The following is an 11,765-nucleotide window of genomic DNA, read 5'->3' as shown; positions in this document are numbered from 1 at the left end:
GCAGTTTTCGTTCCCGACAAGTCGTCGGGTCCTGTGAGAGACAACGAAGGGGAACCACCAAGGTGCCCACCATTCAGCAGTTGGTCCGCAAGGGCCGCCAGGACAAGGTGTCGAAGAACAAGACGCCTGCCCTGAAGGGATCGCCGCAGCGCCGAGGCGTCTGCACCCGCGTCTACACCACCACCCCGAAGAAGCCGAACTCCGCCCTGCGCAAGGTCGCCCGTGTGCGCCTGTCCAGCGGCGTCGAGGTCACGGCGTACATCCCGGGCGTTGGCCACAACCTCCAGGAGCACTCGATCGTGCTCGTCCGCGGCGGTCGTGTGAAGGACCTCCCCGGTGTTCGCTACAAGATCATTCGCGGCTCGCTCGACACCCAGGGTGTCAAGAACCGCAAGCAGGCCCGTAGCCGCTACGGCGCGAAGAAGGAGAAGAGCTAATGCCTCGCAAGGGTCCCGCTCCCAAGCGCCCGATCGACGTCGACCCGGTCTACGGCTCGCCTGTCGTCTCCCAGCTCGTCAGCAAGGTGCTGATGGACGGCAAGAAGCAGGTCGCCCAGCGCATCGTCTACACCGCGCTCGAGGGTTGCCGCGAGAAGACCGGCACCGACCCCGTCGTCACGCTCAAGCGTGCACTCGACAACGTCAAGCCGGCCATCGAGGTCAAGTCCCGCCGTGTCGGTGGCGCGACCTACCAGGTTCCGGTCGAGGTCAAGGGCACCCGAGGCTCCACGCTCGCGCTGCGCTGGCTCGTCGGCTACGCGAAGGACCGTCGTGAGAAGACGATGGCCGAGCGCCTGATGAACGAGATCCTCGACGCCAGCAACGGCCTCGGTGCCGCTGTCAAGAAGCGCGAAGACACTCACAAGATGGCCGAGTCCAACAAGGCCTTCGCCCACTACCGCTGGTGACGCAGGCTCTCGAGCCTGTCATCGCGACCAACTCTTTTCGAGGGGACATCACTTAAGTGGCTGTCGACATCACCACGGACCTCAACACGGTCCGCAACATCGGCATCATGGCGCACATCGATGCCGGTAAGACCACCACCACCGAGCGCATCCTGTTCTACACGGGCATCACCTACAAGATCGGTGAAGTCCACGAGGGTGCGGCCACGATGGACTGGATGGAGCAGGAGCAGGAGCGTGGCATCACGATCACCTCTGCTGCGACCACCTGCTGGTGGAAGAAGCACCAGATCAACATCATCGACACCCCGGGTCACGTCGACTTCACCGCCGAGGTCGAGCGCTCGCTGCGCGTCCTCGACGGTGCCGTCGCGGTCTTCGACGGTGTTGCCGGTGTCGAGCCCCAGACCATGACGGTGTGGCGTCAGGCCAACAAGTACTCCGTCCCCCGCATGTGCTTCGTGAACAAGCTGGACCGCACCGGTGCCGACTTCTTCCGTTGCGTCGACATGATGGTCGAGCGGCTCAACTCCACCCCGCTGGTGCTCCAGATCCCGATCGGCGCCGAGGGCGACTTCCTCGGTGTCGTCGACCTGGTCGGCATGCGTGCCCTGACCTGGCGTGGCGAGACCACGATGGGTGAGGACTACACCGTCGAGGAGATCCCCGCCGAGCTGGCCGAGCAGGCCGCGGAATACCGCATCAAGCTGCTCGAGACGCTCTCCGAGGCCGACGACGAGATCATGGAGAAGTACCTCGAGGAGGGTGAGTTCACCGTCGAGGAGCTCGAGGCGGCCATCCGTCGCGCGACGCTCGCCGACAAGCTCAACCCGGTCCTCTGTGGCACCGCCTTCAAGAACAAGGGCGTCCAGCCCCTGCTCGACGCGGTCGTCAAGTTCCTTCCCTCGCCCCTCGACATCGAGGGCATCGTCGGGCACGCGCCCAACGACGAGGAGAAGGAGATCGTGCGTCAGCCTTCCGACGACGAGCCGTTCTCCGGTCTTGCCTACAAGATCGCGACCGACCCGCACCTCGGCAAGCTGATCTACGTCCGCGTCTACTCCGGCAAGCTCGAGGCCGGTTCGACGGTGCTCAACCCGGTCAACGGCCGCAAGGAGCGCATCGGCAAGGTCTACCAGATGCACGCCAACAAGCGCGAGGAGATCGCGTCGGTGGGTGCTGGCCAGATCGTCGCCGTCATGGGCCTCAAGGACACCAAGACCGGTCACACCCTGTGTGACCCGCAGAACCCGGTCGTCCTCGAGTCCATGTCGTTCCCGGCCCCGGTGATCGAGGTCGCCATCGAGCCGAAGACGAAGTCCGACCAGGAGAAGCTGGGCACCGCGATCCAGCGCCTCTCCGACGAGGACCCGACCTTCACGGTGAAGACCGACGAAGAGACCGGCCAGACGATCATCGCCGGCATGGGCGAGCTCCACCTGGAGATCCTCGTCGACCGCATGAAGCGCGAGTTCCGCGTCGAGGCGACCGTCGGCAAGCCGCAGGTGGCCTACCGCGAGACGCTCCGCAAGGACGTCACGAACCACAGCTACACCCACAAGAAGCAGACCGGTGGTTCGGGTCAGTTCGCCAAGGTCGTCATCTCGCTCGGCCCCAACATCGACCCGGAGACCGGCACTGGTGCCGGCTACGAGTTCGTGAACAACGTCTCGGGTGGCCGCGTGCCGCGCGAGTACATCCCGTCGGTCGACCAGGGTGGCCAGGCCGCCATGGAGTTCGGCGTGCTCGCCGGCTACCCGATGGTCGACGTGAAGTTCACGCTCGAGGACGGCGCCTACCACGACGTCGACTCGTCCGAGCTCGCGTTCAAGCTCGCCGGCAACCAGGCCTTCAAGGAGGCCGCCCGCATGGCGAAGCCGGTGCTGCTCGAGCCGATGTTCGCGGTCGAGGTGACCACCCCTGACAGCTTCCTCGGAACCGTCATCGGTGACATCAACTCGCGTCGCGGTCAGATCCAGGCACAGGAAGAGCGTCACGGCGACATGGTCGTCAACGCGCTCGTGCCGCTTTCCGAGATGTTCGGGTACGTTGGCGACCTGAGGTCCAAGACCTCAGGCCAGGCGTCGTACTCGATGGAGTTCGACTCGTACGCCGAGGTTCCCACGAACGTCGCCGACGAGATCATCAAGAAGGTTCGCGGCGAGTGACACTCGTCCGGATCCTCGGCACAGCAACACCCACATTTACGAGTCAAGAAACACACAACCCAGGAGGAGCCCACAGTGGCTAAGGCGAAGTTCGAGCGGACCAAGCCGCACGTCAACATCGGCACCATCGGTCACATCGACCACGGTAAGACGACGCTGACCGCGGCGATTACCAAGGTGCTGCACGACGCGTACCCGGAGCTGAACGCGGCTTCCGCATTCGACGAGATCGACAAGGCGCCCGAAGAGCGCCAGCGCGGCATCACGATCTCGATCGCGCACGTCGAGTACCAGACCGAGGCGCGCCACTACGCGCACGTTGACTGCCCGGGTCACGCGGACTACATCAAGAACATGATCACCGGTGCGGCCCAGATGGACGGCGCGATCCTCGTGGTCGCCGCCACCGACGGTCCGATGCCGCAGACGCGTGAGCACGTGCTGCTCGCCCGCCAGGTCGGCGTGCCGGCCCTGGTCGTGGCGCTCAACAAGTGCGACATGGTCGACGACGAGGAGCTCATCGAGCTCGTCGAGATGGAGGTGCGCGAGCTCCTCTCCGAGTACGAGTTCCCGGGCGACGACATCCCGGTCGTTCGCGTTGCCGCCTTCCCGGCGCTGCAGGGCGACGCCAAGTGGGGCGAGTCGATCCTCGAGCTGATGAAGGCTGTCGACGAGTCCATCCCGACTCCCGAGCGTGAGACCGACAAGCCGTTCCTCATGCCTGTCGAGGACGTCTTCACGATCACCGGTCGCGGCACCGTCATCACGGGCCGCATCGAGCGGGGCATCGTGAAGGTGAACGAGGAGGTCGAGATCATCGGCATCCGCGACACCGCTCAGAAGTCGGTCGTCACCGGCGTCGAGATGTTCCGCAAGCTGCTCGACGAGGGCCAGGCCGGTGAGAACGTCGGTCTGCTGCTTCGTGGCACCAAGCGCGAGGACATCGAGCGCGGCATGGTTGTCATCAAGCCGGGCACCACGACCCCGCACACCAACTTCGAGGCCTCGGTCTACATCCTCTCGAAGGAGGAGGGCGGCCGTCACACGCCGTTCTTCAACAACTACCGTCCGCAGTTCTACTTCCGTACGACGGACGTGACGGGCGTTGTGACCCTTCCCGAGGGCACCGAGATGGTCATGCCCGGTGACAACACCGAGATGGTCGTCGAGCTGATCCAGCCCATCGCCATGGACGAGGGTCTGCGCTTCGCCATCCGCGAGGGTGGCCGCACGGTTGGCGCCGGTCGCGTCACCAAGATCACCAAGTGATCTAGCCTCACCTGCTTCACCCGAAAGGCCCTGCACCGCTCGCGGTGCAGGGCCTTTCGCATCCCCAACCGTGGGTTCTTGATGCGCGAGCCGTGGGTTCTTGACGTCCGAGCCGTGAGTTCTTGGTGCAAGACCGCAAGAACCCACGGTTCGGGGCGCAACCATCCACGGTTCGCGACGCAAGAGCACACGGTTCGTGCGGTCTGGTGGGATGGGGGCATGCCCCGTTTCTCGCGTGCCGAGCTCGAGTCGTTCCGCGACGCCGAGGTGCCCGACCTGGTCGGCGCCGGCCTCCGCCTGCTGTTCGTCGGGATCAACCCCGGTCTCTGGACGGCCGCCACGAAGACCCACTTCGCGCACCCGGTCAATCGCTTCTACCCGGCCCTGTACGCCGCGGGCATCACTCCGCGACCGATCGACCCGGCCGCGGGCATGACCGACGACGACCGGGCCATGATGATCGCCCGCGGGATCGGCATCACCAACCTCGTACGCCGGGCCACGGCCAGGGCCGACGAGCTCGATCGCGCGGAGCTCCGCACCGGCTCCGCGAGGCTGGCCGGGTTCGTCGCCGAGCACCGGCCACTCGTGGTCGCGGTCGCCGGGATCACGGCGTACCGCACCGCCTTCGGGCTGCCGAAGGCACTCGCCGGTCGCCAGCCCGAAGGCCTGGCCGGCGCCGACCTCTGGGTGGTGCCCAACCCGAGCGGCCTCAACGCCCACGAGACCGTCGCCTCCCTCGCCGAGGCGTACGCCGCACCGGCGCGTGCCGCCGGCCTGCTCGACGTCTAAGCGTGCCTGCGGATGGCGCCGGACACGTGTCGGTGAATCCGGTCAGGGTGCTGCTCACCAAGTTTGCTGCGGGGCCTATGCCTACGCGGCTCAGAAGCGTGGTTGGCCGGAGCCGCCGCCGCTCCCGCCCTACCACGACGCCTGACGGGCAGTTCGCGAGCGCGCGCCCTTAGACTTGTCCGGCCATGAACCAGTCCCGCCCCGCCCGACCGCACAACAAGGTGACCGATGACGGTCGCCGGGTGCGCGAAGTGCTCACCTATTCGCGCCGGGGCAGCCGGCTCACACCCAAGCAACAGTTGGCCTGGGACGCGTACGCCGACCGCTACGTCATCCCCGACGAAGCCGTGGACCAGCCCGAGTTCAGCCTGACCGGGCAGTTCGCGACGGACCAGCCGCTGATCATCGAGATCGGCTGCGGGGTGGGCGAGGCTACTGCGCCGCTGGCCGCCGCGCGGTCGTCGTACAACGTGGTCGGCTTCGAGGTCTGGCACCCCGGGGTGGCCGAGACCATCGGTCGGCTCGGCGAGGCAGGCGTCGACAACGTGCGGATGAGCAGTGTCGACGCAGTCTGGTCGATGGAGCACCTGGTCGGGCCGGGCCAGCTCGCCGAGCTGTGGACGTTCTTCCCCGACCCATGGCACAAGAAGCGGCACCACAAGCGTCGCCTGGTGACCCCCGACTTCGCCGCGCTGGTGGCCAGCCGACTGGTCGGCGGGGGAGTGTGGCGACTGGCCACCGACTGGGCCGACTATGCGGAGCAGATGGTGGAGGTGCTCGACGCAGAGCCGGCACTCAAGGGTGGCGTGGTCCCGCGCTGGGACGACCGTCCGGTGACCCGTTTCGAACGACGGGGCCTGGCCGAGGGCCGTGCGCCGATCGAGCTTCTCTACCGCAAGGTCTGACTCGCGTGCCGCCCGACCACTCCGACGAGAGCTGCACCGACCTCGGCATCCTGAGGGTCAGTCGCCAGGAGTGGTACGCCGCAGCAGGCGAGGAGCTCAGGTTCGACCAGGTGCCGAATCCTGCGTACGCGGTGCCGGGTCAGGAAGGCGGACCCGAACGGCCGGGCAACGATCGCCCGGCCTTCGGCTGCCTGATCGTCGTCGTCGCGATGCTTGTTGCCACGTCTCTCGCCACCAACTACTGGCGCCATGGTCAGACGTCGCTCGGCTGGATCATGCTGGGCCTGGCGCTGCTCGTGGGGCTGGGCGTCGCCAAGTTCCTGGCGTTCATGGGAGGCCGGTTCATAGACGTCGCCATGGCCCGCCGGGTGGCCCGCCCCTGGACCGACTTCGCCGCGGCCGCCGACTCCGCGGACCGTGACCACTTCGACCTGTCCTGGTCCGTGTTCGCAGCACACGAGGCCGAGATGCGGGCCGCCGTGACCGCTCTAGGGGAGGACCAGCTCTCCGACGTCGAGAGGGCCCGGCTGCAGTCCCGGGCCGACGAGCTCGGCGCCGAAGCGTTCGCGCTACGGGCCCATGCCGAGCGGGTGAGCCGAGCACTCGATTCACAGACCGGGGACACCGGCGTACGACGCGGGCTGATCGACACCCTCCCAGCATTCGACGCCGACGAGCTGGCCTCGGCGGCCTCGGCCACCGAGACCGTGGTGTCGGCCGGCCTGGCGCCGCTCAGAGGCCGGGAGGACGACATCGACTTCGCGTCGCTGGTGCAGCTCCGACGCCGCCACTACGCCGCGCCCGGGGCCGACCTCGAACTGCCGAATCCACGCCGACCTTTTGTCGACGTCAAGAAGGCGCGGACTCGGCGTCGCGTTCACGGAGTGCGCAGCGGCGCTGCCACCGGGCTTGCCCTGCTCGCGCTCGTCAGCTTCTGCATCCTGCTCGTCACCGCCTTCACCGGACCGGTGCTCGCGTGCGTGCTGGCCGGTGTCGCGGCGATCCTGGCTGTCGGCATGTTCGGGGTGATCACTCCCGAGGACCCTCACCTGCACATGGTGGTGATGCCGGCGGAGCTGGCGATGCCGTGGGCCGACGTCATGGCGGCCGCGCAGTTCGTCGCCAGCGGTCGCGCCGCGGTCGGGTCGGTGCACGCGATCGGCGCGGCGGAGCCCCGTGCCCGAGCCGCGTTGAGCATCCTCTTCGAGGATCATCAGGCCCGGCGGATTGCGGAGAGCAGGTCAGCAGAGAGAAGCCCGGCCGTGCTCGGGGTGCTGGCCGACCAGGACCGCACCGAGGTGCGCGAGGACAGTCATGACCTGTGCGCTCGCATCTGGGCCCTGCACCGCATCGAGATCCTTGCCGACGAGCAGTTGCAGGACGCCGCCGAGGTGGGAGACCTCTGACACGAGACCCGTCGAGAGCTGGTCGAACCACCGACATCCGGTGGCACTGAACACGTCAGCGTCGGGGGAGTGGCTCAGGAAGGCTCGTCGGCCGGACCCAGCAGGGCGAGCTCCTCGTCGACGTACTCGTCCTCGATGCCGGCCGCGTCGAGCTCGAGTCGCAGGCCGTGTTGCACCGTGCGCGCCTCGTCGGTCCGGCCCAGGAGCCGCAGGGTCCAGCCGACCATCCAGCGGGCGATCTGGATCTCCCGCGCCGACCCGATGCGGATCCGGGCGGTCAGGGCCTGGCGGAAGGTCTCCAGGGCCTCTTCGAGCTGAGCGTCGTCGACGAGCGCGCAGCCCAGGTTGTTGAGCAGGGAGGCGTCCCAGTCGCGGGCCCGCTGCTCCTGCGAGGCGAGTGCGACGTCGAGGGCGCGGCGGTTCGCGGCGGCCTGGTCGGCGGGTGACTCGACCATCAGGGCCAGCATGTGCAGGGCGTCGACGTGGAGTGCCTCGAGCCCTGCCACGCCGGCCGCGGACGCGGCTGCCTCGAACTCCGTGGCGGCGTGCGCCGGGTCGTGGCCGGCGCTGCGGAGAAGGCGGCCACGCTCGAGATGAATGCGGGTGGCGACCTCGGGGGAGAGGGAAGGGTCCAGGCCGTCGAGCACGCCGTGCGCCTCGGCGTACTGCTCGAGCAGGCCGAGCGCCCGCGCCTCCTGGGTGGCCAGCACGGAGTCGGCCGGCGAGTCGCCGGTCGCGGCGGCACGGAGGGCCCGGAACCTCTCGAGGCTCGACGAGGGGTCCTCGAAGTCCCACAACTGCTCAGGAATCACCGATTCAGTGTCCAACGGGGTACCTTTCGGAGGCATCAACGGGGCGATTGTGCCCCGAACCGGAGTGTCGCAGGATCCCCGCCCCAACCGATTTGGTAAGTCGGGGTGATCTCTGCCAAGATAGTCCGGTTGCTCCGGCGGGTCGCCGGGGTGCGGCAAACTTGACTACTGAATCGCGTCTCTTGAGTTCGAGATCGGTGGTCGGCGTGCGTCCGCACCGCTCTGAGCCATCAGAGGGAGACCCGATCAGCTCGACGAACCCGTCGGGCGCCACCAACAAATCCAGCGGAATCACGGCTGTAGTTGCGCGAAGTCAGCGCGACACGCCCGACCGCGGGGGTCGGCGGAGCGCGGCGGGACGACTTCACCCGGAGTCGTGTCGAGACAGACTGCACGCGGTACCCACACCGGTACTAGAGACAAGGGACGAGAGAGACCTATGGCGGGACAGAAGATCCGCATCAGGCTCAAGGCCTATGACCACGAGGTGATCGACACCTCGGCGCGGAAGATTGTTGACACCGTGACCCGTACGGGCGCGAAGGTCGCCGGCCCTGTGCCGCTGCCGACCGAGAAGAACGTCTATTGCGTGATTCGCTCGCCGCACAAGTACAAGGACTCCCGCGAGCACTTCGAGATGCGCACCCACAAGCGCCTCATCGACATCATTGACCCCACGCCGAAGACGGTCGACTCGCTCATGCGCCTCGACCTGCCTGCCGGTGTCGACATCGAGATCAAGCTCTGAGGTCGGGAGTCATGACTACTGAACACAACATCAAGGGCCTTGTAGGCACCAAGCTGGGCATGACCCAGACCTGGGACGAGAACAACAAGATCGTCCCCGTCACCGTGATCGCGGCTTCGACCAACGTCGTCACCCAGGTCCGCCAGCCCGAGACCGATGGCTACAACGCCATCCAGATCGGCTTCGGCGAGATCGAGGGACGCAAGGTCACCAAGCCTGCCTCGGGTCACTTCGAGAAGGCCGGCGTCACGCCGCGCCGTCACCTCGTCGAGATCCGCACCGCTGACGCCGCGTCGTACTCCGTCGGCCAGGAGATCAGCCCCGAGCTGTTCGCCGCCGGCGACGAGATCGACGTCACCGGCACCAGCAAGGGCAAGGGCTACGCCGGTGTCATGAAGCGTCACGGCTTCCACGGTGTGTCCGCCTCGCACGGTGCCCACCGCAACCACCGCAAGCCCGGCTCGATCGGCGCCTGCGCCACTCCGGGTCGTGTCTTCAAGGGCATGCGCATGGCCGGCCGGATGGGTGGCGACACGATCACCACCCAGAACGTCACCGTCCACGCCGTCGACGTCGAGAAGGGCCTCGTGCTGCTCAAGGGTGCCGTTCCCGGCCCCAAGGGTGGGCTCGTCGTCCTGCGCTCGGCCGTCAAGAAGGAGGTCTCCCAGTGAGCACCAACGCGAAGGTCGCCAAGGTCGACCTCCCCGCCGAGATCTTCGACGTCCAGGTCAGCATCCCGCTGATCCACCAGGTCGTCGTGGCCCAGCAGGCCGCTGCGCGTCAGGGGACGCACTCCACCAAGACGCGCGCCGAGGTGCGCGGTGGTGGTCGCAAGCCCTACAAGCAGAAGGGCACCGGCCGCGCCCGTCAGGGCTCGACCCGCGCGCCGCAGTTCGCCGGCGGTGGCATCGTCCACGGTCCGCAGCCGCGTGACTACGACCAGCGCACCCCCAAGAAGATGAAGGCCGCCGCCCTCAAGGGCGCGCTGACCGACCGGGCCGTCAACGACCGCATCCACGTGGTCGAGTCCCTCGTCTCCGGCTCCAAGCCGTCGACCAAGGACGCCATTGCCGCCCTGGCCTCGCTCAGCGAGCGCAAGAACTTCCTGGTCGTGCTCGAGCGTGGCGACAACCTCACCTGGCTGTCCCTGCGCAACGCGCCGAACGTCCACATCCTGGCCGTCGACCAGCTCAACACCTACGACGTCCTGCACTCCGACGACGTGGTCTTCACCAAGGGCTCGTTCGACGCCCTGGTGGCCGGTACGCCGAAGGGCAAGTCGGTCAAGGCCGTTGCCGCTGAGTCCGAGACCACGGAGGCCCCGGCCGCCGAGGTCAAGGCCTTCGCAGCCGTCGACGACGCCGACCACGCCGGTGGCGCACAGCCGCTGGAGAACGGCGACGCGCCCGAGGGCTACGAGATCAAGGGCAACAAGGACTCCATGAAGTACCACGCCCCCGGTGGCCGCTGGTACGACGCCACGGTGGCCGAGGTCTGGTTCAAGACCGCTGCCGACGCCGAGGCCGCTGGCTTCGTCGAGGCCGGCAAGAAGGCTGCTGCCACTGAGGAGGACGACAAGTGAGCACCCTGAACAAGGACCCCCGCGACATCCTGATCGCGCCGGTCGTGTCCGAGAAGAGCTACGCCCTTCTCGACGCCAACAAGTACACCTTCGTCGTGCGTCCCGACGCCAACAAGACCGAGATCAAGATCGCGGTCGAGAAGGTGTTCAACGTCAAGGTCACGTCGGTCAACACGATCAACCGCCAGGGCAAGACGCGTCGTACGCGTTTCGGCATGGGCAAGCGCGCGGACACCAAGCGCGCCATCGTCAGCCTCGCTGAGGGCCACCGCATCGACATCTTCGGGGGCCCGGTCTCCTGACCGGCGCCTTCTAGCAGAGGACTGAGAGAAAATGGCTATCCGCAAGTACAAGCCGACTACCCCGGGCCGTCGTGGCTCGTCGGTCGCCGACTTCGTCGAGATCACCCGGACCACTCCGGAGAAGTCGCTGACGCGCCCGCTGCCCAAGAAGGGCGGCCGCAACAACCAGGGACGCATCACCACGCGTCACCAGGGTGGCGGTCACAAGCGTGCCTACCGCGTCATCGACTTCCGTCGCTACGACAAGGACGGTGTCCCGGCCAAGGTCGCGCACATCGAGTACGACCCCAACCGCACCGCGCGCATCGCGCTGCTGCACTACGCCGACGGCGAGAAGCGCTACATCATCGCGCCGAAGGGCCTGGAGCAGGGCACGCCGGTCGAGTCGGGCGCCAACGCCGACATCAAGCCGGGCAACAACCTGCCGCTGCGCAACATCCCCGTCGGTTCGACGATCCACTGTGTGGAGCTTCGTCCGGGCGGCGGAGCGAAGATCGCCCGCTCGGCCGGCAACTCGGCCCAGCTCGTCGCCAAGGAGGGCTCGCGCGCCACACTGCGCATGCCGTCCGGCGAGATGCGCTTCGTCGACGTGCGCTGCCGCGCCACGATCGGTGAGGTCGGCAACGCCGAGCAGTCGAACATCAACTGGGGCAAGGCCGGCCGCATGCGCTGGAAGGGCAAGCGCCCGACCGTCCGTGGTGTCGTCATGAACCCGGTCGACCACCCGCACGGTGGTGGTGAGGGCAAGACGTCCGGTGGTCGCCACCCGGTGTCCCCCTGGGGCAAGCCCGAGGGCCGCACGCGCAAGCGCAAGGCCTCCGACTCCCAGATCATTCGTCGCCGCAAGTCCGGCAAGGGTAGGAAGTAACCGACT

General features: G+C 67.3%; 13 protein-coding genes. 12 read left to right on the top strand and 1 reads right to left on the bottom strand.

Going from position 1 to position 11,765, the window contains the following annotated elements; genetic code table 11:
- Window positions 1-62 precede the first annotated feature (62 nt).
- From rpsL to ASH02_RS13300, 7 genes are all read left to right on the top strand, one after another.
- On the top strand, window positions 63-437 hold the full coding sequence (gene rpsL / locus ASH02_RS13330) for a 30S ribosomal protein S12 (RefSeq protein ID WP_056681807.1): 375 nt from the start codon (window positions 63-65) through the stop codon (window positions 435-437).
- Window positions 437-907, top strand: a complete 471-nt coding sequence (gene rpsG, locus ASH02_RS13325) for a 30S ribosomal protein S7 (RefSeq protein WP_056681804.1) — start codon at window positions 437-439, stop codon at window positions 905-907. Before rpsL ends, rpsG begins: the two co-directional genes overlap by 1 nt.
- Window positions 908-963: 56 nt before the next feature.
- On the top strand, window positions 964-3,075 hold the full coding sequence (gene fusA / locus ASH02_RS13320) for an elongation factor G (protein WP_056681802.1): 2,112 nt from the start codon (window positions 964-966) through the stop codon (window positions 3,073-3,075).
- A gap of 75 nt (window positions 3,076-3,150) precedes the next feature.
- Window positions 3,151-4,344 (top strand): elongation factor Tu, encoded by a 1,194-nt coding sequence (gene tuf, locus ASH02_RS13315; protein ID WP_056681799.1) that lies wholly within the window; start codon window positions 3,151-3,153, stop codon window positions 4,342-4,344.
- A gap of 219 nt (window positions 4,345-4,563) precedes the next feature.
- Complete coding sequence (locus ASH02_RS13310; RefSeq protein WP_057294889.1) at window positions 4,564-5,136, top strand: mismatch-specific DNA-glycosylase; 573 nt, start codon at window positions 4,564-4,566, stop codon at window positions 5,134-5,136.
- A gap of 185 nt (window positions 5,137-5,321) precedes the next feature.
- Entirely contained in the window at window positions 5,322-6,041 is a 720-nt protein-coding gene (gene trmB, locus ASH02_RS13305) for a tRNA (guanosine(46)-N7)-methyltransferase TrmB (RefSeq protein ID WP_057294888.1), read from the top strand.
- Between the two features lie 5 nt (window positions 6,042-6,046).
- Window positions 6,047-7,447 carry a hypothetical protein gene (locus ASH02_RS13300; RefSeq protein WP_057294887.1) on the top strand — a complete coding sequence of 467 codons (1,401 nt, stop codon included), beginning with the start codon at window positions 6,047-6,049 and terminating at the stop codon, window positions 7,445-7,447.
- A gap of 74 nt (window positions 7,448-7,521) precedes the next feature.
- On the opposite strand, the gene ASH02_RS13295 is transcribed toward ASH02_RS13300, so the two are convergent.
- Window positions 7,522-8,259, bottom strand: coding sequence for a tetratricopeptide repeat protein (locus ASH02_RS13295; protein WP_156393637.1), 738 nt, complete (start codon window positions 8,257-8,259; stop codon window positions 7,522-7,524).
- 439 nt (window positions 8,260-8,698) lie between these two features.
- Here ASH02_RS13295 and rpsJ point away from each other — a divergent pair, with 439 nt between their 5' ends.
- Genes rpsJ through rplB form a run of 5 tightly spaced genes read left to right on the top strand, consistent with a single transcriptional unit; the run spans window position 8,699 to window position 11,759 of the window.
- Window positions 8,699-9,007, top strand: a complete 309-nt coding sequence (gene rpsJ, locus ASH02_RS13290; protein ID WP_008360994.1) for a 30S ribosomal protein S10 — start codon at window positions 8,699-8,701, stop codon at window positions 9,005-9,007.
- 11 nt (window positions 9,008-9,018) lie between these two features.
- Window positions 9,019-9,678 carry a 50S ribosomal protein L3 gene (rplC, locus tag ASH02_RS13285; RefSeq protein ID WP_056681783.1) on the top strand — a complete coding sequence of 220 codons (660 nt, stop codon included), beginning with the start codon at window positions 9,019-9,021 and terminating at the stop codon, window positions 9,676-9,678.
- Window positions 9,675-10,589: a 50S ribosomal protein L4, sunset domain variant gene (rplD, locus tag ASH02_RS13280; RefSeq protein ID WP_056681779.1), complete on the top strand. Its 915-nt coding sequence runs from the start codon at window positions 9,675-9,677 to the stop codon at window positions 10,587-10,589. Before rplC ends, rplD begins: the two co-directional genes overlap by 4 nt.
- Window positions 10,586-10,891, top strand: a complete 306-nt coding sequence (rplW, locus tag ASH02_RS13275) for a 50S ribosomal protein L23 (protein ID WP_056681776.1) — start codon at window positions 10,586-10,588, stop codon at window positions 10,889-10,891. The genes rplD and rplW overlap by 4 nt, the downstream gene beginning before the upstream one ends.
- A gap of 31 nt (window positions 10,892-10,922) precedes the next feature.
- Window positions 10,923-11,759 carry a 50S ribosomal protein L2 gene (gene rplB, locus ASH02_RS13270; RefSeq protein WP_056681773.1) on the top strand — a complete coding sequence of 279 codons (837 nt, stop codon included), beginning with the start codon at window positions 10,923-10,925 and terminating at the stop codon, window positions 11,757-11,759.
- Window positions 11,760-11,765: the final 6 nt, after the last annotated feature.

Origin of the sequence: Nocardioides sp. Soil796, from assembly GCF_001429525.1 — a bacterium.
In the GTDB taxonomy this organism is placed as follows: domain Bacteria; phylum Actinomycetota; class Actinomycetes; order Propionibacteriales; family Nocardioidaceae; genus Nocardioides.
Note: the sequence above shows the minus strand (reverse complement) of the source record. Positions and strands in the feature narration are given on the sequence as shown.